Below are 22,282 nucleotides of genomic sequence, written 5' to 3'. Positions count from 1 at the left end.
CCGGTCCGTTCGGACGGACCGGCCCCCACGGGCAGAGCTTCGTCTCCCTCGTCGGGAGACCACCGCTTCAGGTGTGTCGGTTACTGCATGACCGCCATGGCGAGCGCACGCCGAGCACGCAGCGAGGCGCGCTCCGCCCGGCGCTGCATCCGGCGAGCGGTCGCCAGGCGCAGCGCCCGGCGTTCCTGCTCGGCCTCATGCAGGCGGTCGTGCATATGCGCACGAGCCAAGGCTTCTGGGATGAGTTGCATCTCACGGGTCCTGTTCTGACGCGAGTCCTTCGCGTCGCTGGTGGTGAAGTCTTCAGGCGTGGTACCTGCGATGTCGTGGGTGGACGGCTTCATCGGGGCCTGCTTCTGGGGGTCGTACGTCAGGGGGCGGTCGATCGTTCCTGCGGTGTTCATGCCGAAACCGGGTTCTTGCGCGGGCGGCCGCGGGGCCGCTTCCGGGCGACGACGACACCCTGGACGAACAGCTCGCCACCCCAGACGCCCCAGGGCTCGCGCCGCTCCTTGGCGCCGGCGAGGCAGGCCTCGATCAGCGGGCAGGTGCGGCAGAGGGACTTGGCGTACTCGACGTCCGCGGGCGACTCGGCGAAGAAGACCTCCGGGTCGTAGGAGCGGCACGGGACGGGCACGCCGAGGTTCTCGATGGCGTCGTCGAGCGCGGTGAGCGCGGTGAGCGGGGTCAAGGTGGAGTCCTCCGTGGAACAGGGCTTGGGGATCGTGTCGGAAGGCGGTACGGACGGGGCGTGCGCTTCGAGTTGCACGGGTGGTCTTCCTCGTCTGGTCGTTCCGGCCGGTTGGCCGGGTGGCGGCTTGGTACCGGGTTCTTTTCTTGTCCCGAGGCTCCTTCGTGCTGCCGTCCCCGTTCGGGGACAAACAGAAGGGCCGCGGATCCCGGGTGGGGTTCCGCGGCCCTGAAGGCGCCGGCCTGATCGGCGATCAGGCTGGATCACTCCAGGGTTCTGGCCCACGGAAGGCCCACATCAGGTGGTGCTGCGTCGTCTGCTTCCGGAATCCGGCACCGGTCGCGGTAAAGGCATAGGCCTGCGCCTGTGCCGTTACTGCTGCTTCCAGTGCCTTGGTCGGTCGCTCATTGCGCTCACGGACGGGAAGGCCCGCGGGGGCAGCCGAGGCGGCGGCCGGACGCACGGCACGAATGCCGGACAGACCGGTGCCCGAGTTGGAAGCGCCGAGCATGCACAGGGAGACGGCCGAGCGATCGGTCATTTTGGCGGTGGAGCTGACGACGGAGCTGCTGTTGATGCTGATCACTGGACTCGCCTCCTCTCGGCGTCTCGGGGGACTGGGACGAACCAGTCCGCGGATATGCAAGTACAACACGGATTCAGGGCCTCCGGGAAGGCCGCTGCTCCCGTGACCAAGAACCTATGGGGATTCCCCGGGCATGCGCAAACTATTTTTTCGACGAGTTTGTATCAGCCGTCATCGTCAAGCCCCACTCCCTCCTGACCTGCACAGATGGCCAGGACGTCGGCGCCGTAGCGGTTGAGCTTGCGCGCCCCGACGCCCGGGATCCGTGCCAGTTCACGCTCGTCCTCCGGGACGGACTCGGCGATCGCCATCAGCGTCTTGTCGGTGAAGACGCAGAACGCGGGCTGTCCGCTGCGCCCCGCCTGCACCGCCCGCCACTCTCGCAGCCGCTCGTAGACGCCCTCGTCCATGTCGGACGGGCAGCCCTCGCAGCGCATCAGCTTCATCTCACCGGCGTCGGTGAGCGTGCGCCCGCAGACCCGGCAGCGGGCCGGCGTCCGCTGGGTCCGTCTCGGCACGGCGGTCACGGCGGCCGCGCCTGCGAATCCGCGCTCCACGCCTCCGGAGCCGCCAGCGGCCGCTCGCCCGGCGGCCGTGCCCGAACCGGGCCGCAGCCCCTTGAGGAACCGACTCGCCCGGCGGCTCGCCCGGCCGCCGGGCGAGCGGGCCAGCGCCCAGGACAGGTGCAGGCGTTCGCGCGCGCGGGTGACGCCGACGTAGAGAAGTCGGCGTTCCTCTTCGATCTGCTCGTCGGTCTTTGCGTAGGCGATCGGCATCATGCCCTCGGCGACACCGACGAGGAAGACGACGTCCCACTCCAGGCCCTTGGCCGAGTGCAGGGAGGCGAGGGTGACGCCCTGCACCGTCGGGGCGTGCTGGGCGCCCGCCCGCTCGTCGAGTTCCACGACGAGGTCGCTCAGTGTGGCTCCCGCTCTGGCGGCGGCGAAGTCCTGGGCGAGGCCGACCAGGGCGGCCAGCGACTCCCAGCGCTCGCGCACCGCACCCGAACCGGCCGGGGGCTCGGTCGTCCAGCCCTCCCCCGACAGCACCGCGCGCACCTGCGAGGGCAGGTCGACGACGTCGTCGAGGAGGGAGTCGTTGCCGCCGAAGCGCGCCGCGGCGCGCAGGGCGCTGTTGGCCTTGCGCACCTCCGGCCGGTCGAAGAAGCGCTCCGCGCCCCGCAGCTGGTAGGGGACGGCGGCGTCGGCGAGAGCCTGCTCGTAGGACTCCGACTGGGAATTGGTGCGGAACAGGATCGCGATCTCGGCGGCGGGGACGCCCGAGTCGATGAGCTCGCGGATACGGCGGGCCGCGCCCTCGGCCTCGGCCGGTTCGTCGGCGTACTCGGCGTAGACGGGCTCGGGGCCCGCGGGTCGCTGAGAGACCAGCTCCAGACGGTGATCGGCGGCCCGGCCCCGGGCCTGGGCGAGCAGGCCGTTGGCGAGGTGGACGACCTGGGGGGTGGAGCGGTAGTCGCGGACCAACTTGACGACGGTGGCACCGGGATGGCCGGTGCGGAAGTCGAGCAGATGGTCGGGAGTTGCTCCCGTGAACGAATAAATCGTCTGGCTGGCGTCGCCGACCACGCACAGGTCGTCGCGGTCCCCCAGCCACAGCTCCAGCAGTCGCTGCTGGAGGGGGCTGACGTCCTGGTACTCGTCGACCACGAAGTGCTGGTACTGGGCGCGAACCTGCTCGGCGACGTCGTGCCGGTCCTGGAGGACGGCCACCGTCAGCAGCAGCACGTCCTCGAAGTCGATCACGCCGCGCCCGCGTTTGAGGTCCTCGTACGCGGAGTACAGCTGGGCGATCTCCGCCGGGTCACGGGGCGCCTCACGGCCGGCCTTGGCCGCCGCCAGGGCGTAGTCGGCTGGGACGGTCTGGGTCACCTTGGACCACTCGATCTCCGCGGTGGCGTCGCGCAGCTCGCCGCGGTCGAGGCGGATGCGGCAGGCGGCGGCCGCGTCGGCGACGAGCTGGATCTTGCGGTCGACGAGCCTGGGCAGGGAGCCGCCGATCGCTTTCGGCCAGAAATACTGGAGCTGGCGCAGCGCCGCCGAGTGGAAGGTGCGGGCCTGGACCCCGGACGCGCCGAGCTGGCGCAGCCGGCCGCGCATCTCCCCGGCGGCACGGTTGGTGAAGGTGACGGCGAGCACGCTGGAGGGCTGGAGGATCCCGGCGCGCACGCCGTAGGCGATGCGGTGGGTGATCGCGCGGGTCTTGCCCGTGCCGGCTCCCGCCAGCACGCACACCGGGCCGCGCAAGGCGGTCGCCACCTCGCGCTGCTCGGGGTCGAGCCCTTCGAGCACCGCGTCGGCCGAGTCCGGTACCTGCGGGAAGAGGGTGGAGTGCGTTGCTGCTGTCACACCGCCATGCTGCCAGGTCTCGCGAGACGGGTGCGTCGGTTGTCCACAGGCGCGCACCGACAGTCGTATTGATGCGACAGGCATCACGCGACGGGAATGGTGGCGTCGCCGCGGACGTTCACTGCGTGCGACCTCATCCCCGAGCCGCCGCTTCCCCGAGTCGCCGAAGGAGCACGAGAGACATGCCGGGCACTGTGACGATGTACAGCACCACGTGGTGCGGCTACTGCCGTCGGCTGAAGAGCCAGATGGACCGCGAGGGCATCGCGTACACCGAGGTCAACATCGAGCAGGACCCTGAGTCCGCCGCGTTCGTGGAGAAGGCGAATGGCGGAAACCAGACGGTGCCCACGGTGCTCTTCCCTGACGGCTCGACGCTGACGAACCCCTCGCTGGCGCAGGTGAAGCAGAAGGTCGGCGCCTAGCCGACAGCCAGAGTGTGAGTAGAGGGGCGGCCTCCCACCACGGGGGCCGCCCCTTTGCGGCTCCTCGCCTCAGAAGGCGCCGCGCGTCGGCAGCGGCCTGCCGTACCAGAGCTCGATCAGACGGGCCGCGATCGAGATGCCGTAGGGCGGGAGCACCTCGCCGGACTCGAAGGCGGCGCCCAGTTCCTCACGGGAGAACCAGCGGGCCTCGTGGATCTCGTCGCCGTCGACGTTGATGTCGGTCGAGGTGGCGTGGGCCATGAAGCCCAGCATCAGGCTGGACGGGAAGGGCCAGGGCTGGCTGGCGACGTACTCGACGGCGCCGACGGTGACACCGGCCTCCTCCTGGACCTCGCGGCGCACCGACTGCTCGATGGACTCGCCCGGCTCCACGAAACCGGCGAGGGTCGAGAAGCGGCCCTCGGGCCAGTGCACCTGGCGGCCGAGCAGGATGCGGTCCTCGGCGTCCGTGACCGCCATGATCACGGCGGGGTCGGTGCGCGGGTAGTGCTCGGCGCCGCAGGCCGGGCAGCGCCGGATGTGACCGGCCGCGGCGATGACGGTGCGCTCGCCGCAGCGGGAGCAGAACCGGTGCAGGCGCTGCCAGTTCTCCAGGGCGACCGCGTGGGCCATCAGGCCCGCGTCGCGGGGCGACAGGAGCAGGCCGGCCTCCCGCAGGCCCGCCGGGCGCGCGGACTGGTCCATGCGGCCGGGCAGGGAGTCCTTCTGGAGGGCGAAGTAGCTGACCCCGTCCTCGTCGCTGCCCAGGAAGTAGCGGTGTGCCTCGGTGAGCGGGGCCTCGAAGGAGGGGGTCATGACGAGTTCGGTGTGCCCGTCGGGCGTCTCGTCGATGAGGACCTGGCCGCCGGAGACCACGAAGCAGCGCGTCGAGGGGTGGCTCCACGCCGCCGCGAGCCAGGCCTCGTCGAGGCGGTGGTGGGCGGCGCGGTCGATGCCGCTGGGGGCGGTGAGCGAGATGGGACGGTCGGCGGTTTGGTCGGTCCAGGTGGTCACGGGTGCTTCCAACTCCCCCGGTGAGCGGATCGGTGCGGCAGGCGGGTTCAGTGGTTCGTACGGCGGGTGGTGACCGGGTCCGGGAGGGCGCGGCGGTGCGGGGCGGCCTTTCCAGTGTGCCGCGCGCGATGCCGCTCCGGCCCCGGGACGGTGCGGGGCGCTCAAGGCGCGTGACGCCAGTACTCCGCCAGGTCCCCCCAGAGGTGGGCGGAGGTTTCGACGCCCTTGAGGAGCAGGTCCAGTTCCACCTTTTCGTCGGGGGCGTGCCAGCCGTCGGACGGGACGGAGATGCCGAGGAACAGCACCGGAGCGCCGAGGACCTCTTGCAGGTCGGCGGCCGGTCCCGAGCCGCCCTCGCGGGTGAAGCGGACCGGTTTCCCGAAGGCCCTGCCCATCGCTCGGACCACGGACTGCAGTGCCGGGTGGTCGAGCGGCGTCAGGCACGGGCGCGTGGCCCCGCTGAAGGTGATCTCGCACCGGATCCCGGCGGGCACCTGCTCGGCGACCCAGGCACGGACGGCCTTCTCCACGTGGTCCGGGTCCTGGCCGGCGACGAGGCGGAAGGAGAGCTTCACCATGGCGGACGAGGGGATGATCGTCTTGCTGCCCGGGCCCTGGTAGCCGCCGCCGATGCCGTTGACCTCGGCGGTGGGGCGGGCCCAGACGCGCTCCAGGGTGGTGTGTCCCGCTTCGCCGTGGGCGGCGTGCGACTTGGCCGTGCGCAGCCACTGCCGCTCGTCGAAGGGCAACTCGGCGAAGAGCTCACGTTCGCGGTCGGTGAGTTCGATCATGCCGTCGTAGAAGCCGGGGATCGCCACGCGCGCGTGCTCGTCGTGCAGGGCCGCCACGAGGCGGGCGACTTCGGTGGCCGGGTTGGGGACCGCGCCGCCGAAGGAGCCCGAGTGGATGTCCTGGTCGGGTCCGTGCAGCCGGATCTCGCATTCGGCCAGGCCCCGCATGCCGGTGCAGACCGTGGGGGTGTCCTCGGACCACATGCCGGTGTCGGAGACGATCACCGCGTCGGCGGTGAGCCGCTCGGCGCGCTCGTCGACGAGGGCACGGAAGTGCGGGGAGCCGGATTCCTCCTCGCCCTCGATCAGCAGTTTGAGGTTCACCGCGGGGGTGGTACGGCCGGTGACGGCGAGATGGGCGCGGACGCCGAGTGTGTGAAAGAACACCTGCCCCTTGTCGTCGGCCGCCCCGCGCGCGTACAGACGGTTTTCGCGGCGGACTGGCTCGAAGGGATCGCTGTTCCAGCCGTCCTCGCGGGCGGCGGGCTGTACGTCGTGGTGGCCGTAGACGAGGACCGTCGGTGCCTGCGGATCTTCGGAGGGCCACTCGGCGAAGACCGCGGGGGCGCCCTCGGTCGGCCAGACCTCGGCGGTCGGGAAGCCGGTCTCCTTCAGCTTGGCGGCGAGCCAGTCGGCGCTGCGGCGCACATCGGTCGCGTGGTCGGGCTGGGCCGACACGGACGGGATGCGCAGCCAGTCGACGAGGTCGTCGAGGAAGGCGGCGCGGTGCTGCTCGATGTACGTACGGACAGCGCTGACAGCATTGTCAACGGGGTGGCTCATGCTCACGAGCCTATCGGCCCGCACGGGCACCCCGATCGTGCGGTTCGTCACCGACCGGCTCGGCCAGCAGCAGCTTCTCCAGCGCGACGCGGTCCGGCAGGCCCTCGGGCCGTACGACCTCGCCGGTGCGTACATAGAGGAAGGCGGCCGTCACCGATTCCAGCGGTACGTGCTGCTGCTCGGCCCAGGCGAGGCGGTAGAGCGCGAGCTGGAGCGGGTCCGCGGTGGCGGCGCGGTTCGTCTTCCAGTCGACGATCTCGTACGTCGCCGTCCTGCCGTCGCCCGCCTTGTAGACGGCGTCGATCCGGCCGCGTACGACCCGGCCGGCCAGCGAGAGCTGGAAGGGCGCCTCGACGCGGAAGGGGGTGCGGCGGGCGTATTCGGTGCGTTCGAAGGCGTCCTTCAGGAACTCCAGATCGTGTTCGTCGGCGATCTCGGCGTCGCTGCCGGGCAGCTCCTCCGGTTCAAGCAGCGGGAGCATCAGGGGTTCGAAGCGGGCCTCGACCCAGGCGTGGAACCGGGTGCCGCGGCGCGCGGCGGGCTGGGGCGGGCGGGGCATGGGACGGGCCAGCTCCTGTGCGAAGCCGTCCGGGTCGGCGGCCAGGCTCAGCAGCTGGGAGGCGGTCAGGGACGCCGGGAGAGGGACCTCGGTGACGCTCTCGCGGGCCCGCAGGAGCTCGCCGGTGAGCGCGTCGAGGTCGCGGTCCCAGGAGGCGACCGTACGGGCCTCCTCCGGCGTGAGGCGGGCACGGGCCTGGTGAGGGACGGTGGGGCGATTCCGCGGTGCGGCGGCCTCCGGTGGGGCGGTGGGGTCCGCCGGGGCGGTGGGGCGGTCCGCGGTCCAGGAGTCCCAGTCGGCGGGGTCGTCGGTCCGGTCGGGGTCCGCCTCCTCCGTGAGCATGTCGTCGTCCTCGGGAGGCGGCGGCCAGTCCGGGTCGTCGTAGGTCTCGAGGTCGTGGGGGGCGCTGGCGGAGTGGTCCTCCTCGTGGGAGGCGAGGCCGTCCAGGTGGGCGAGGACCGTCTCGGCGGCGGCCCGACGGCGGGCGAGTGCCGCGTCGTCCAGGGGCAGGGGCCAGACCTCGTCGGCGGTCGCCCGGTGCAGGGCCGGATTCTCCTCGTCCTCGGCGGGTTCGTCCGCCCAGGCCTCGATCTCGCCGTGTCCGGCGGCGCAGTGCTCGTACAGGGCCGTGAGGAAGTCGGACGGTCCGCGGGGCTTCTTCTGGCTTGGTCCCCACCAGTGGCCTGAGCCGAGGAGCAGGGAGCGGGGGCGGGTGAAGGTGACGTAGCCGAGGCGCAGCTCCTCGGTGTGCTGGTGGTCCTTCATGGCCTCGTGGAAGGCCCTCAGGCCCCGGGAGTCCCAGGACTCGACGACGGGCAGGGTGTCGGCGTCGCCGCGCAGGCCGTGCGGCAGCACCTTGCCCTGGGCTGTCCACTTCTCGCGGCCCTGACCGCTGGGGAAGGTGCCGGTGACCAGGCCGGGTACGGCGACGACATCCCACTCGAGGCCCTTGGACTTGTGGGCGGTGAGCACCTTGACGGTGTTCTCGCCGCCGGGCAGGGCGTTGTCCAGGCCCTTCTCGTACTGGGCGGCGGTGCGCAGGAAGCCGAGGAAGGCGAGGAGGGTGGCCTCGCCGTCGCTCGCCGCGAAAGACGCGGCCACGTCCAGGAAGTTGGACAGGGTTTCGCGCCGGCGGGCCGCCAGAGCGTGCGGGGACGCCGACAGCTCGACCTCCAGTCCGGTGACGGCCAGGACCCGGTGCAGGACGTCCATGAGCGGGTCGGACAGGGCTCGGCGCAGGTCGCGCAGTTCGGTGGCCAGCCGCGCGAACCGCACGCGCGCGTCCGGTGAGAAGGGCAGCCCGTCGTCGTCCCCGGTGCCGTCCAGCGGCGTCTCCAGGAAGGTGTCGAGGGCGTCCGCGAGCGATATCACCTCGGACGGGTCGACTCCCTCGACGGCCTCGGCGAGCCTCCGGTCGGGGTCGTCGTCGCCCTCCACGCGCGCGTGGCTCACCAGCAGCCGGGCGCGGCGGCCCAGAAGGGCGAGGTCGCGTGGGCCGATGCGCCAGCGCGGTCCGGACAGCAGGCGAACCAGGGAGGCGTTGGCGCCCGGATCCTGGAGGACTTCGCAGACGGCGACCAGGTCGGCCACCTCAGGCAGGTGCAGCAGCCCGGACAGGCCCACCACCTCGACGGGGACGTCACGGGCCACCAGCGCACCCTGGATCTGTGCGAAGTCGGTCGCCGTGCGGCACAGGACGGCGATCTCGCCGGGCGACTTGCCGGTGCGCACGAGGTGGGCGACCGAGTCGGCGATCCAGTCGATCTCCTCGGCGTGGGTGGACAGCAGGGCGCAGCGCACCACGCCGTCGCGTTCGGCGCCCGGGGCGGGGCGCAGGGCCTCCACGCCCGCGTGCATGGCGCGCAGGGGCTCGGCGAGGCCGTTGGCGAGGTCGAGGAGGCGGCCGCCGCTGCGGCGGTTCTCGCTGAGCGCCTGTCGGGCGGCGGGGCGGCCGTCCGCGTGTGAGAAGTGTTCCGGGAAGTCGTCGAGGTTGGCTACGGAGGCGCCGCGCCAGCCGTAGATCGCCTGGCAGGGGTCGCCCACGGCGGTCACGGGGTGGCCGGTGCCGCCGCCGAACAGGCCGGCCAGCAGGATGCGCTGGGCCACCGAGGTGTCCTGGTACTCGTCGAGCAGTACGACCCGGAACTCGTCGCGCAGGACGCGGCCCACCTCCGGCAGCCCGGCGAGCTGTGCGGACAGGGCGATCTGGTCGCCGAAGTCGAGCAGGTCCCGTTGGCGCTTGGCGGCCCGGTAGCGGATCACCAGGTCGGCCAGCTCGTGGCGCGCGGCGGCGGCCTCGGGGACCTTGCGCAGCTCGGCGTTGCTGAGCCTGACGCCCTGTAGGGAGTCCAGGAGGCCGCCGTCCCAGGCGCGCAGTTCCTCGGGGCGTACGAGGTGTTCGGCGAGTTCGGCGTCGAGGGCGAGGAGGTCGCTGACCAGGTCGGCGAAGGATCGGGTGAGCGCCGGGTAGGGGCCGGGGGCCTCGCGCAGGACTCGTGCGGCGAGCTGGTAGCGGGTGGCGTCGGCGAGCAGCCGGGAGGTCGGTTCCAGCCCGAGGCGGAGACCGTGGTCGGTCAGCAGGCGGCCCGCGAAGGCGTGGTACGTCGAGATCGCCGGCTCGCCCGGCGGGTGGTCCGGGTCGATCACGTCGGGGTCGGTGACGCCCGCCCTGACGAGCGCCTTGCGGACGCGTTCGGCGAGTTCACCCGCGGCCTTGTTGGTGAAGGTGAGACCGAGGACCTGCTCCGGGGCGACCTGTCCGGTGCCGACCAGCCACACCACGCGTGCCGCCATCACCGTCGTCTTGCCCGACCCGGCTCCGGCCACGATCACCTGCGGGGCGGGGGGCGCGACGATGCAGGCCGTCTGCTCGGGGGTGAAGGGGATGCCGAGGAGCTCCTTGAGCTGCTCGGGATCGGTGATGTGGGCGGGCACGTCAGAGAGGCTAGCGGCGGGCACTGACAGCCGGTGCCGGATATCCCTCGGAGGCGAGAGAAACGCAGGTCGGCCGACGTGGTGCGACTTGTCACACCACGCCCTCGGCTCCGGCCCTCGGCTCCGGTGCCCGGCGCCGACCGCTCACTCCACGACGTGCCGTCCCTCGGGCCGTACGCTGCACGACGCCCGGAAGGCGCAGTGGGTGCAGTGCTGGCCCGCGGTCGGGGTGAACCGCTCGTCGAGGACCTTGCCGGCGGCGGTGGCCAGCAGGTCTCCGACCCACTCTCCCGCCTCGCCCTCCTGCGCCTCCTGTGCCTGCACCTTGGGCAGGGTCTCGCCGCCGTCCCGCTTGGGCGCGCCCTGGCGCAGCTGGACGAGTTCGGCTCCGCCCGGTTCGGGACGTACGCCGTCGAAGGCCTCGTCGACGGCGCCCTCGCGGACGGCGAGCTGGTAGACGGCGAGCTGGGGGTGGCGGGCCACCTCGGCGGACGTGGGCGCCTGTTTGCCGGTCTTGAAGTCGACGACGTAGGCGCGCCCGTCGCCGTCGGCCTCCACGCGGTCCATCTGGCCGCGGATGCGCACCTCGTAGGCGCCCGCCTCCAGGGTCACGTCGAAGTCGTGCTCGCTCGCCACCGGGGTGCGCCCGGCGCGGTCCATGACGTGCCACTTCAGGAAGCGTTCGAGCGCCACGCGCGCGTTGGCCTTCTCCTGCGCCGACTTCCACGGCGCGTCGAAGGCGAGCGCGTTCCACACGGAGTCCAGGCGCTCCATGAGCACGGCGAGGTCGGCCGGGGTGTGTCCGGAGGCCACCTCGTCGGCGAGGACGTGCACCACGTTGCCGAAGCCCTGGGCGGCGGTCGCGGGCGCGTCGGCCTTCACCTCACGGCCCAGGAACCACTGCAGGGCGCAGGTGTTGGCCAGCTGGTCCAGGGCGCTGCCCGAGAGCGTGACGGGCTGGTCGCGATCGCGCAGCGGCACCTTGCTCTCGGTCGGGTCCCACATGCCCCACCAGCGGTAGGGATGGGCGGACGGCACCAAGGGGCGGCCGTCCTCGTCGGCCAGGCCGGCGAGGCGCGCCAGGCGGCGGGCGGCGGCCTCCCTGAGAGGTTCGGAGACGCGGGGATCGACGGTGGTGGCGCGCAGTTCCGCGACGAGCGCGGCGACGGCGAGGGGGCGGCGCGGACGGCCTGTGACGTCGGCGGGTTCGACGCCGAGTTCGGTCAGGAACCGGGAGGGCTGGTCCCCGTCGTCGGCCGGTGCCTTCACCGCGGTCACGACGAGCCGTTCACGCGCGCGCGTGGCGGCCACGTAGAACAAGCGGCGTTCTTCGGCGAGCAGAGCACCGGGGGTGAGGGGTTCGGCGAGTCCGTCGCGGCCGATCCGGTCGGCCTCCAGCAGGGAGCCGCGGCGGCGCAGGTCCGGCCACAGGCCCTCCTGAACGCCCGCGACGACGACCAGCCGCCACTCCAGCCCCTTGGAGCGGTGCGCGGTCATCAGGCGAACGGCCTCGGGGCGTACGGCGCGCCGCGTGAGGGTGTCGGCGGCGATGTCCTCGGCGTCGATCTCCTCCAGGAAGTTCAGGGTGCCCCGGCCGCCGGTGCGCTCCTCCGCTCGGGCCGCCGTCGCGAACAGCGCGCAGACGGCGTCCAGGTCGCGGTCGGCGTTGCGTCCGGCCGCGCCACCGCGCCGGGCGGAGCGTTCCAGCCGGGTGGGCCACGGGGTGCCGTCCCACAGGTCCCACAGCGCCTCCTCGGCGCTGCCGCCTCCCGCCAGGCGCTCACGGGCCTTGCGGAGCAGTGCGCCGAGGCGCTGGGCGCCGCGCGCGTACGCGGCGTCGTGCACGGCGAGCCGCTCCGGCTCGGCCAGCGCCCGCGCGAGCAGCTCGTCCGAGGGCGGCGGCAGCGGGTTGCCGGCGGCACGCTGCTCGTCGCGCAGGGCGCGGCCGAGGCGGCGCAGGTCTGCGGCGTCCATGCCGGCGAGGGGCGAGGTGAGCAGCGTCAGGGCGGTCTCGGTGGGCAGCCAGCACGCCTCGTCCGCGCGGTCGCCCTGTCCACCCGGCGCGGGCTTCAGCACCGGCTCGGCGCCGGGCTGCGGTTCGACGTCGGATACGTCACTCGCCGCCGAATCCACGGGCACGGCCCCCGCGCCCGGCGCGCGCCTCAACACCGGCTCGACATCGGGCTCCGGTTCGGCGTCACGTACATCGCTCGCCGCCGAATCCACGGGCACGGCCCCCGCGCCCGGCGCGCGCCTCAACACCGGCTCGACATCGGACGCAGGCTCGGCGTCACGTACATCGCTCGCCGCCGAATCCACGGGCACGGCCCCCGCGCCCGGCGCGCGCCTCAGCACCGGCTCGACATCGGACGCAGGCTCGGCGCCGGGTACGTCGCTCGCCGCCGAATCAGCGGGCACGGCCCCCGCGCGCGGGCCGGCGTCGGCATCCGCGCTGCTCGCGTCGCCGTCGTCGGCCGCGTCCCGGGGCTCCCCCGCCTCCGCCTCCGCCACGGCTCGCAGTGCCGTCAGCAGGGGTGCCACCGCCGGTTCGTGGCGAAGGGGGAGGTCGTCGCCGTCGATGTCCAGGGGGACGCCGGCCGCGGTGAGGGCACGGCGGAGCGTGGGGATGGTGCGCGAGCCGGCCCGCACCAGGACGGCCATGTCGCCCCAGGGGACGCCGTCCTCGAGATGCGCCCGGCGCAGGATGTCGGCGATGTTGTCCAGCTCGGTGCCGGAGGTCGGGTACGTGTACGCCTCGACTCGCCCGCCGTCCCGCACCGGGGCGAGATCGCGGTGGGCGCGGACCTTGTCGGCGGGGAGGCGGGTCAGCGGCATGCGCTGGGTCAGCAGCCGGGTGGCGGTGAGCAGGGCGACGCCGGACCGGCGTGAGGTCCGCAGGACCTCGACCGGTGCCGGACGGCCGTCCGCGCGCGGGAAGGCGGTCGGGAAGTCGAGGATGCCGTTGACGTCCGCGCCCCGGAAGGCGTAGATCGACTGGTCGGGGTCGCCGAAGGCGACGAGGGTGCGTCCCCCGCCCGCCAGGGCGTGCAGCAGCCGCACCTGAGCAGGGTCGGTGTCCTGGTACTCGTCGACGTACACCGCGTCGTACTGGGCGGTCAGGCGCGCGGCGACCTCGGGGCGGCGGGCGAGGAGTACCGCGCGGTGGACCAGTTCCGCGTAGTCGAGCACGCCCTGGAGGTCGAGCACGTCGAGGTACTCGGCGAGGAAGACGGCGGCGGCGCGCCAGTCGGGGCGGCCGATGCGCCGGGCGAAGGCACCCAGGGCCTCCGGGCCGAGTCCCAGTTCGCGGCTGCGTGCGAGCACCGCGCGGACCTCGTCGGCGAAGCCGCGGGTGGTCAGGCAGGCGCGCAGCTCGTCGGGCCAGCGCACATGGGCCAGCCCGAGCCGCTCCAGGTCCACCTGCCCGGCGAGCAGCTCGCGCACCGTCACGTCCTGCTCCGGGCCGGACAGCAGCCGCAGGGGCTCCACGAACAGGTCGCTGTCCTGGTGGGCGCGGACCAGGGCGTAACCGAAGGAGTGAAAGGTCGTCGCCCGCGGGGCACGCGCGGCGCCCATGCGCAGCGCCATCCGGTCGCGCAGCTCGACGGCCGCCTTGCGGCTGAAGGTCAGCACCAGGACGCGTTCGGGATCGCCGCCCTGGGCGATCCGGTCCGCGACCGACTCGACCAGTGTGGTGGTCTTGCCGGTGCCAGGCCCTGCGAGAACGAGCAGCGGTCCGGCCCGGTGGTCAACCACGGCGCGCTGTGTGGCGTCCAGACGAGGGGGGTCCATGCGCGCCGGCGGGGTACGCACCAGTCGGTAGGCGCCACGGCTCCCCCGTCGCACCTGGGGGTGCGACGGGTGTCCCGCAGAGGAAGAGGAGCTCACGTGGTTCGCCGGTCCTGGTGGGTGTGCTGGTGGGCCGTCCGCGCCGCGGTCGGGGCGGTGACCGCGGGATGAGGGGGGCACGTGCGGCCGACGCTACGCCGACGAACGAGACGGAAGCGGCGCTTCCTCTTCTTCCCTCGGATCACTCGCGGCACGGACGTCCCCCGCCCCACGAACGTACGTCATGCCACGGACGTGCCCGAAGTGTCCCGTTTACCTCGTACGGATCACAGGCCACACATCGGTCGGTCGCATGGCGGAAGCTGTCAGGTGTGACCCTGTGCACGTCCGCCGCCGTCCCACCGCGCCCGCTTCAGGTCGAGGCGCGGCAGGTGCCCCTCGGCGGCTCTGCTCGCCTCCTTCAGGGGCGTGCCCTCGTCCCGGTAGCGATCGAGCGCCTCCAGTTCGTGCCCCGCGAGCAGGACCCCGTCCGCGCGGACGACGCGCCACCACGGAACCCCTCCTCCGTAGAGGGACATCACCCGGCCGACCTGGCGGGGTCCCCCCTCCTCCAGATACTCGGCGACGTCCCCGTACGTCATGACGCGGCCCGGCGGGATCAGTTCGGTCACGTCGAGGACCCGCTCGGCGTACTCGGGCAGCGCGTCCGCGTTCTCCGGGCGGACGCCGTCCGGAAGGCTCTGCTCGCTCATCCGCCCCATCCTGCCGCACCCCACCGACAACGCGACGCGAGGCCGACGGTGCGCGTCCCTCGCCCAGAAGCGGCGCTTCGGGCAGACTGTGCGGCCCGCACGGGCACCCTGATGCCTGCCGAGACCGACGCGGCATGCCACCATCGTGCGGGCGGTGACCAGTGATACGAGAGCAAGAAGAGGCGATGAAGCAGCAGGGTGTGCACCCCGAGGACGCCGAGGGCACCTCTGACGCTTCGTCGCGCCCGGACACCGCGGAGGCGGGCGACGGGGAGGCCGGCGACCGGACGACCCCGGCCACGCCGTCGGGAGCGACGGCCGCCGACCCCGACGACGTGGCGCACATCGACGAGGTGGAGGGCGACGAACCGCTGCTCCCCGCGCGCGTGCACCGCCCGTCCGACCTCATGCGCCTCCTGGTGGGTGTGCTCGCCGTCGCCGTGCTCCTCGCCGTCGCCGCCTTCGCGCACGGCACCACCTCGGGCCTCGAACAGGACATCAACAAGGGCACCGGGCAGGCACCCGACCTGCTCATCAAGATCGCGGGACTGGCCTCCAGCATCGCGATCCTCCTGGTGCCGGTCGCGTTCGCGATCGAGCGGCTGATCAAACGGGACGGGCTGCGGATCGCCGACGGCGTACTGGCGGCGGTCCTGGCGCACGGGGTGACCCTCGCCACCGACCTGTGGGTCGCCAAGGCCGCTCCCGGCTCCATCCAGGAGGCACTCACCCAGCCGTCGCCGGGCGACATCCACGCGCTGACCGACCCGGTGCACGGCTACCTGGCGCCGGTCATCGCGTACATGACGGCCGTTGGCATGTCCCGCAGACCCCGCTGGCGCGCGGTGCTGTGGATCGTGCTGCTCCTCGACGCCTTCTCGATGCTCGTCACCGGCTACACGACGCCGTTCTCGATCATCCTGACCGTCCTCATCGGCTGGACCGTCGCCTACGGAACGCTGTACGCGGTCGGCTCCCCCAACGTCCGCCCCACCGGACGGACGCTGATGGCGGGCCTGCGGCACGTCGGATTCCGCCCGGTGACCGCCGCCCGGCAGGAAGCGCCGTCGGACAACGCGGAGGCCGGTGACCGCGGCCGCCGTTACTTCGTCACGCTGGAGGACGGCCGGCCCCTCGACGTGACGGTGGTGGACCGGGAACAGCAGGCACAGGGCTTCTTCTACCGCGCGTGGCGCAATCTGACGCTGCGCGGCTTCGCCACCCGCAGCAGCCTTCCCTCGCTGCGGCAGGCCCTGGAGCAGGAGGCGCTGCTCGCCTACGCGGCGATCGCGGCCGGCGCCAACGCCCCCAAGCTGATCGCGACGTCCGAGCTGGGTCCCGACGCCGTGATGCTCGTCTACGAGCACACCGGCGGGCGTTCCCTGGACTCGTTGGCGGACGAGGAGATCACCGACGACCTGCTGCGCGACACCTGGGAGCAGGTACGGGCCCTGCAGTCCCGGCGCATCGCGCACCGCAGGCTGGTGGGTGACGCGATCCTGGTGGATCGTTCCGGCACGGTGATCCTCACCGACCTGCGCATCGGCGAGATCGCGGCCGGCGACCTGCTGCTACGCATGGACATCTCCCAGCTCCTCGTGACGCTCGGCCTGCGGGTCGGTGCCGAGCGCGCGGTCGCGTCGGCAGTGGGAGTCCTCGGCCCCGACGCCGTGGCGGACTGTCTGCCCATGCTCCAGCCCATCGCGCTCAGCCGCTCCACGCGCGCGACCCTGCGCAAACTCGCCCGGGAACGGGCCCAGCGCGAGCGCGAGGCGGTTCTGGAGTCGTCCCGGCAGGCCAAGCTGGCCCGCGCGGAGGCGGCCGTCGGCGACGACACGAGCCCCACTCCCGAGCAGACCGACAAGCCGGCTAAATCCGATAAACCGGATAAAAAGGCCGCACGTGCCGAGCAACGGGCCGAGAAGAGGGCCGTGGACGAGGCACTGGAGGGGGCGCGCGAGGAGGACCTGCTCACCCAGATCCGCCACGCGGTGCTGCGTATCAGGCCACAGGCTCCTGTCGAACCGGCCCGCCTGGAGCGGGTGCGGCCGCGCACACTGATCAGCTTCATCGCCGGCGCGATCGGCGCCTACTTCCTGCTGACGCAGCTCACCCACATCGAGTTCGGTCCCCTGATCTCGAACGCCCAGTGGGGCTGGGTGGCCGCGGCCGTGCTGTTCTCGGCGGCGAGCTACGTGGCGGCGGCGATGTCCCTGCTGGGCTTCGTGCCCGAGAAGGTGCCGTTCCTGCGGACCGTGGCCGCACAGGTCGCCGGGTCCTTCGTGAAGATCGTCGCCCCCGCGGCGGTCGGTGGCGTCGCCCTGAACACCCGTTTCCTGCAACGCGCGGGCGTGCGCCCGGGGCTCGCGGTGGCGAGTGTCGGCGCGTCCCAGTTGTTCGGGCTCGGCTGCCACATCCTGATGCTGCTGTCCTTCGGCTATCTGACCGGCACCGAGAAGACGCCGTCGCTGTCACCGTCCCGGACGGTCATCGCGGGGCTGCTGACCGTGGCGGTCCTGGTGCTCGTGGTGACCTCGGTGCCGTTCCTGCGCAAATTCCTCGTCACGCGCGTGCGGTCACTCTTCGCCGGCGTCGTGCCCCGCATGCTCGACGTGCTGCAACGGCCGCAGAAGCTGGTCACCGGCATCGGCGGCATGCTCCTGCTCACGGCCTGTTTCGTGATGTGCCTGGACGCCTCGATCCGCGCCTTCGGTGACGACTCGACGTCCATCAGCCTGGCGAGCGTCGCGGTCGTCTTCCTCGCGGGCAACGCCCTGGGGTCCGCCGCGCCGACGCCGGGCGGTGTGGGCGCGGTGGAGGCCACGCTGACGGTCGGTCTGATCGCCGTCGGCCTCCCCAAGGAGGTCGCCGCGCCCGCGGTACTGCTGTACCGACTGCTCACCCTGTGGCTGCCGGTGCTGCCGGGCTGGCTGGTCTTCAACCACCTGACGCGTAAAGAGGCGCTGTAGCGGCCTCTCCCACTCGCGGCGACCGGCGACCGGTGCCCTGACGCCCCGGCCCCGCCGTACCTCGTACGGCCTCTGCCCCGAGCGCACCGTCCGGCGCGACCGCACGATGGAGGCATGCCGAATCCCTCCCGGCTGCGCGCCGCCGCCCTGACCGCCACCGCCGTCACGCTGTCCGCCCTGCTGGCGGGCTGCGGCGGGGGATCGCGGGAGGACGACGAGGACCTGACGGACCAGAAGCTCGGCTGGAAGGACTGCCCGGCACCGTCCGAGGCCGAGGGCGGCGGCGCCGCCCCCTCCCCGCTGCCGGACGGCGACGAGTGGCAGTGCGCCACGATGAAGGCGCCACTCGACTGGGACGACCCCAAGGGCGACACGATCGACCTCGCGCTGATCCGGGCCGAGGCCAGCGGCGCGGCGGACCGGCGGATCGGCTCGCTCGTCTTCAACTTCGGCGGACCGGGCGGATCGGGCGTCACGACACTGCCCGCGTTCGGCCAGGACTACGCGAAGCTGCGCACCCGCTACGACCTGGTCAGCTTCGACCCGCGCGGCGTCGGCCGCAGCGACCCCGTGGAGTGCCTGGACGACAAACAGCTCGACACCTACTTCCAGCAGGACGCCACCCCCGACGACCAGGCCGAGCGCACCGAGCTGCTGGACAACACGGAGAAGTTCAACGCGGCCTGCGAGAAGCATTCGAAGAACATCCTGCCGCACGTGCGCACCACCGACGCGGCCCGCGACATGGACCTGATGCGCCAGGTCCTCGGTGACGAGCAGCTCCACTACTTCGGCATCTCCTACGGCACCGAACTCGGCGGCGTCTACGCCCACCTGTTCCCCGAGCACGTGGGCCGTGCCGTCTTCGACGCGGTCGTCGACCCGACGCAGACCGCGGAACAGGGTTCACTCGGCCAGGCCAAGGGCTTCCAGCTGGCGCTCGACAACTTCGCCGAGGACTGTGTGTCGAAGGTCGAGGACTGCCCCATCGGGGACACGGCCGAGGACGTCAAGGCGCGCATCGCACGGCTGTTGAAGGACCTGGACCGCGAACCGATCCCCGGCGTCTTCCCCCGCGAACTCACCGAGACCGCCGCGACCGGCGGCATCGCGCAGTCGCTGTACTCGAAGGACTTCTGGGAGTACCTCACCGAAGGCCTCGATCAGGCGTACGACGGCGACGGCCGGGTCCTCATGGTGCTGTCGGACGCGTTGAACGGGCGCAACGAGAACGGCGAGTACAGCAACATCACCGCGGCCAATGTCGCCATCAACTGCGCCGACGACAAGCCGCGGTACGACCCCGCCTACGTGGAACGCAAGCTGCCCGAGTTCCGGAAGGCATCCCCGCTGTTCGGCGACTACCTCGCCTGGTCCATGCTCAGCTGCACCGACTGGGCGGTCGCCGGCGGCGCCGACCATCCGGACGTCAGCGCGCCCGGTGCGCCGCCGATCCTGGTGATCGGCAACACCGGCGACCCCGCGACGCCCTACGAGGGTGCCGGGAGGATGGCGGACGCGCTGGGCAAGGGCGTCGGCGTCGAACTGACCTACAAGGGCCAGGGGCACGGCGCCTACGACAGCAAGAACAGGTGCGTGCAGGACGCGGTGCACGGCTACCTGCTGGACGGCAAGGCACCGGCGGCCGGGACCGTCTGCTCCTGACCGCCGACAGCGCCATGGATTAGACAAAGCGGCAGGTCAGAGCGTTATCCACAGGGGTCGGCGGGCGCTGCGGGATCCGCCTACCATGGCATGACCGCCATCCGCCGCACGGCGCGGACGGCTTGCCAGGGGGGAGAGGACATGGCGCAGGACATGGTGCGTCTCGTCCGGTGGACGGCTCTGACGGCCGCCGCCGCACTGCTGACGGCGGGCTGCAGCAGCGGCTCGTCCGGCGACGACAAGGACGACGGGGGCAGGAGCAGCGCGGGACCGTCGTCTGCGGCACCGTCGGGGGTGCCCGAGTCGCTGGCGTCCCAGACGCTGGACTGGGGCCGCTGCAAGGACACCGCCGATGCCCCCGCGCCGGACGGCGACTGGCAATGCGGCACGCTCAAGGCGCCGCTGGACTGGTCCGATCCGGACGGCGAGACGATAGATCTCGCGCTGATCCGGGCCAGGGCGACGGGGGACGAGCCCATCGGCTCCCTGCTGTTCAACTTCGGTGGCCCCGGCGGCTCCGGCGTCTCCATGATGCCGTCCTACGCCGACACCGTCTCCTCGCTGCACGAGCGGTACGACCTCGTGAGCTGGGACCCGCGCGGGGTCGCCGCCAGCGAGGGCGTCCGCTGCCGCGACGACGACGCGATGGAGGACGCCGAGTCGGTGGACTCCACGCCGGACACCCCGGCCGAGGAGCAGGCCTATCTGAAGGACGCCGCCGACTTCGGAGAGGGCTGCGAGAAGGCCGCCGGCAAGCTCATGGAGCATGTCTCGACGACGGACACCGCACGCGACATGGACCTGATGCGGCACGTCCTGGGCGACGCGAAGATGCACTACTTCGGCATCTCCTACGGCACCGAACTCGGCGGTGTCTACGCCCATCTCTTCCCGAAGCAGGTGGGGCGCGTGATCCTCGACGCCGTCGTGGACCCGGCCGCCGACACCATGGGCCACGCCGAGAACCAGGCCAGGGGTTTCCAGCGCGCGCTGGACGACTACCTGAAGTCGACCGGGCAGGAGCCCGAGCAGGGGTCACGGAAGATCACCGACCTGCTGGACCGGCTGGACTCGCAACCGCTGCCGACGTCGTCACCGGGGCGGGAGCTGACGCAGACGCTCGCCCTCACCGGGATCGTGCTGCCGCTGTACAGCGAGAGCGGCTGGCCGGCCCTGACCAGTGCGCTGGCGGCGGCCGAGAAGGGCGACGGATCGGAGCTGCTGGCTCTCGCCGACGGCTACAACGAGCGTGATTCCTCGGGGCACTACGGCACGACGACCCACTCGCAGCGGGTCATATCGTGCCTGGACGACAAGCAGCGGCCGACCGTCGAGGAGACGAGGAAGCTGCTGCCGAGGTTCGAGAAGGTCTCGCCCGTCTTCGGCGCCTTCCTCGGCTGGGACACGGCCGGGTGGTGCCACGACTGGCCGGTGGCCGGTCAGCACGACACTCCGGAGGTGAGCGCGCCCGGTGCGGCCCCGATCCTGGTGGTCGGCAACACGGGCGACCCGGCCACGCCCTACGAGGGTGCCCGCAGGATGGCGGACGAGCTGGGCAAGGACGTCGGCGTGGTGCTGACCTGGAAGGGCGAGGGACACGGCGCGTACGGGAGCGGGAGCGACTGTGTCGACTCCGCGGTGGACGCCTACCTGCTGAAGGGGACGGTGCCGAAGGACGGCAAGGTCTGCTCATGACGGCGGCGGGGGCTTCGGGCACCTGCGGTGCGCGAAACCCCCGCCGTCCGGGAAACGGGTCCGGGGCCCGGTCAGTAGACGGGCTTCTCCGGCTCGATCTGGTTGACCCACCCGATCACGCCGCCACCCACGTGGACGGCGTCCGAGAAGCCGGCGGACTTGAGGACCGCCAGGACTTCCGCACTGCGGACACCCGTCTTGCAGTTCAAGACGATCTTCTTGTCCTGCGGGAGGCTCTCCAGGGCGGAGCCCATGAGGAACTCGTTCTTGGGGACCAGCCTGGCGCCCGGGATGGAGACGATCTCGAACTCGTTCGGCTCACGCACGTCGATGAGCTCGATGTTCTCGCCGTCGTCGAGCCACTCCTTGAGCTGCTTGGGAGTGATCGTGGAGTCGGCGGCGGCCGCCTGGGCCTCCTCGGACACGACGCCGCAGAAGGCCTCGTAGTCGATGAGCTCGGTGACGGTCGGGTTCTCGCCGCAGACCGCGCAGTCGGGGTCCTTGCGGACCTTGACCTGGCGGTACGTCATCTCCAGGGCGTCGTAGATCATCAGGCGGCCGACCAGCGGCTCGCCGATGCCCTGGAGAAGCTTGATGGCCTCGTTGGTCTGGATGGAACCGATGGACGCGCACAGCACGCCCAGCACGCCGCCCTCGGCGCAGGAGGGGACCATGCCGGGGGGCGGGGGCTCCGGGTAGAGGCAGCGGTAGCAGGGACCGTGCTCGGACCAGAAGACGGAGGCCTGGCCGTCGAAGCGGTAGATCGAACCCCAGACGTAGGGCTTGTTCAGCAGCACGCACGCGTCGTTGACCAGGTAGCGGGTCGCGAAGTTGTCCGTGCCGTCGACGATCAGGTCGTACTGGCTGAAGATGTCCATCACGTTGTCGGCCTCGAGCCGCTCCTGGTGAAGGATCACCTCCACCAGCGGGTTGATGCCCTGGATGGTGTCGCGGGCGGACTCGGCCTTGGGCCGGCCGATGTCGGCCTGGCTGTGGATGACCTGACGCTGCAGGTTGGACTCGTCGACCTCGTCGAACTCGATGATGCCGAGCGTGCCGACACCGGCCGCCGCCAGGTACATCAGGGTCGGCGAGCCGAGGCCGCCCGCGCCCACGGCGAGCACCTTGGCGTTCTTCAGCCGCTTCTGCCCGTCCATCCCCACATCGGGGATGATCAGGTGGCGGGAGTACCTGCGGACCTCGTCTACGGTGAGCTCGGCGGCCGGCTCGACCAGGGGTGGCAGCGACACGGGGACTCCGTTG

Annotated in this window: 14 protein-coding genes; 4 read left to right on the top strand and 10 right to left on the bottom strand. The window is 72.0% G+C overall.

The window, feature by feature from the left end; genetic code table 11:
• Window positions 1-80: 80 nt before the first annotated feature.
• The 4 genes from ACGH7X_RS25880 to ACGH7X_RS25865 form a co-directional block, all read right to left on the bottom strand.
• Window positions 81-404, bottom strand: coding sequence for a hypothetical protein (locus ACGH7X_RS25880; RefSeq protein ID WP_399888547.1), 324 nt, complete (start codon window positions 402-404; stop codon window positions 81-83).
• A complete protein-coding gene (locus ACGH7X_RS25875) occupies window positions 401-769 on the bottom strand; it encodes a WhiB family transcriptional regulator (protein ID WP_003973786.1) in 369 nt (122 codons plus the stop codon). The genes ACGH7X_RS25880 and ACGH7X_RS25875 overlap by 4 nt, the downstream gene beginning before the upstream one ends.
• Before the next feature lie 175 nt (window positions 770-944).
• Window positions 945-1,277: a hypothetical protein gene (locus tag ACGH7X_RS25870; RefSeq protein ID WP_399888544.1), complete on the bottom strand. Its 333-nt coding sequence runs from the start codon at window positions 1,275-1,277 to the stop codon at window positions 945-947.
• Between the two features lie 164 nt (window positions 1,278-1,441).
• Entirely contained in the window at window positions 1,442-3,727 is a 2,286-nt protein-coding gene (locus ACGH7X_RS25865) for an ATP-dependent DNA helicase UvrD2 (RefSeq protein WP_399888541.1), read from the bottom strand.
• A gap of 98 nt (window positions 3,728-3,825) precedes the next feature.
• Here ACGH7X_RS25865 and ACGH7X_RS25860 point away from each other — a divergent pair, with 98 nt between their 5' ends.
• Window positions 3,826-4,068, top strand: a complete 243-nt coding sequence (locus tag ACGH7X_RS25860; protein WP_104636442.1) for a mycoredoxin — start codon at window positions 3,826-3,828, stop codon at window positions 4,066-4,068.
• 69 nt (window positions 4,069-4,137) lie between these two features.
• Here the strand turns inward: ACGH7X_RS25860 and nudC are convergent, their stop codons facing one another.
• From nudC to ACGH7X_RS25835, 5 genes are all read right to left on the bottom strand, one after another.
• Complete coding sequence (gene nudC, locus ACGH7X_RS25855; protein ID WP_399888537.1) at window positions 4,138-5,082, bottom strand: NAD(+) diphosphatase; 945 nt, start codon at window positions 5,080-5,082, stop codon at window positions 4,138-4,140.
• A gap of 161 nt (window positions 5,083-5,243) precedes the next feature.
• Window positions 5,244-6,656 carry a dipeptidase gene (locus ACGH7X_RS25850; protein ID WP_399888534.1) on the bottom strand — a complete coding sequence of 471 codons (1,413 nt, stop codon included), beginning with the start codon at window positions 6,654-6,656 and terminating at the stop codon, window positions 5,244-5,246.
• 10 nt (window positions 6,657-6,666) lie between these two features.
• Window positions 6,667-10,149: a UvrD-helicase domain-containing protein gene (locus tag ACGH7X_RS25845; protein ID WP_399888531.1), complete on the bottom strand. Its 3,483-nt coding sequence runs from the start codon at window positions 10,147-10,149 to the stop codon at window positions 6,667-6,669.
• A gap of 144 nt (window positions 10,150-10,293) precedes the next feature.
• Window positions 10,294-13,941 carry a UvrD-helicase domain-containing protein gene (locus tag ACGH7X_RS25840; protein WP_399888528.1) on the bottom strand — a complete coding sequence of 1,216 codons (3,648 nt, stop codon included), beginning with the start codon at window positions 13,939-13,941 and terminating at the stop codon, window positions 10,294-10,296.
• A 362-nt stretch (window positions 13,942-14,303) separates the two neighbouring features.
• Window positions 14,304-14,690 (bottom strand): MGMT family protein, encoded by a 387-nt coding sequence (locus ACGH7X_RS25835; protein WP_399888525.1) that lies wholly within the window; start codon window positions 14,688-14,690, stop codon window positions 14,304-14,306.
• A 185-nt stretch (window positions 14,691-14,875) separates the two neighbouring features.
• Here ACGH7X_RS25835 and ACGH7X_RS25830 point away from each other — a divergent pair, with 185 nt between their 5' ends.
• The 3 genes from ACGH7X_RS25830 to ACGH7X_RS25820 all read left to right on the top strand — a co-directional run bounded on the left by ACGH7X_RS25830 (window position 14,876) and on the right by ACGH7X_RS25820 (window position 21,019).
• Window positions 14,876-17,659 (top strand): lysylphosphatidylglycerol synthase domain-containing protein, encoded by a 2,784-nt coding sequence (locus tag ACGH7X_RS25830; protein ID WP_399888522.1) that lies wholly within the window; start codon window positions 14,876-14,878, stop codon window positions 17,657-17,659.
• A gap of 114 nt (window positions 17,660-17,773) precedes the next feature.
• A complete protein-coding gene (locus ACGH7X_RS25825) occupies window positions 17,774-19,324 on the top strand; it encodes an alpha/beta hydrolase (RefSeq protein WP_399888519.1) in 1,551 nt (516 codons plus the stop codon).
• Window positions 19,325-19,477: 153 nt separating this feature from the next.
• Window positions 19,478-21,019 (top strand): alpha/beta hydrolase, encoded by a 1,542-nt coding sequence (locus tag ACGH7X_RS25820; RefSeq protein ID WP_399897350.1) that lies wholly within the window; start codon window positions 19,478-19,480, stop codon window positions 21,017-21,019.
• 71 nt (window positions 21,020-21,090) lie between these two features.
• On the opposite strand, the gene moeZ is transcribed toward ACGH7X_RS25820, so the two are convergent.
• Window positions 21,091-22,269: an adenylyltransferase/sulfurtransferase MoeZ gene (gene moeZ, locus ACGH7X_RS25815; protein WP_399888516.1), complete on the bottom strand. Its 1,179-nt coding sequence runs from the start codon at window positions 22,267-22,269 to the stop codon at window positions 21,091-21,093.
• Between the last annotated feature and the right edge of the window lie 13 nt (window positions 22,270-22,282).

This window comes from Streptomyces sp. BBFR51 (assembly GCF_044591655.1).
In the GTDB taxonomy this organism is placed as follows: domain Bacteria; phylum Actinomycetota; class Actinomycetes; order Streptomycetales; family Streptomycetaceae; genus Streptomyces.
Note: the sequence above shows the minus strand (reverse complement) of the source record. Positions and strands in the feature narration are given on the sequence as shown.

Coding starts and splice junctions, on each gene's coding strand:
- ACGH7X_RS25880 (WP_399888547.1), bottom strand. CDS start 404: ATGAACACCGCAGGAACGATCGACCGCCCCCTGACGTACGACCCCCAG.
- ACGH7X_RS25865 (WP_399888541.1), bottom strand. CDS start 3,727: ATGCCTGTCGCATCAATACGACTGTCGGTGCGCGCCTGTGGACAACCG.
- ACGH7X_RS25860 (WP_104636442.1), top strand. CDS start 3,826: ATGCCGGGCACTGTGACGATGTACAGCACCACGTGGTGCGGCTACTGC.
- ACGH7X_RS25850 (WP_399888534.1), bottom strand. CDS start 6,656: ATGAGCCACCCCGTTGACAATGCTGTCAGCGCTGTCCGTACGTACATC.
- ACGH7X_RS25840 (WP_399888528.1), bottom strand. CDS start 13,941: ATGGACCCCCCTCGTCTGGACGCCACACAGCGCGCCGTGGTTGACCAC.
- ACGH7X_RS25835 (WP_399888525.1), bottom strand. CDS start 14,690: ATGAGCGAGCAGAGCCTTCCGGACGGCGTCCGCCCGGAGAACGCGGAC.
- ACGH7X_RS25830 (WP_399888522.1), top strand. CDS start 14,876: ATGAAGCAGCAGGGTGTGCACCCCGAGGACGCCGAGGGCACCTCTGAC.
- ACGH7X_RS25825 (WP_399888519.1), top strand. CDS start 17,774: ATGCCGAATCCCTCCCGGCTGCGCGCCGCCGCCCTGACCGCCACCGCC.
- ACGH7X_RS25820 (WP_399897350.1), top strand. CDS start 19,478: ATGGTGCGTCTCGTCCGGTGGACGGCTCTGACGGCCGCCGCCGCACTG.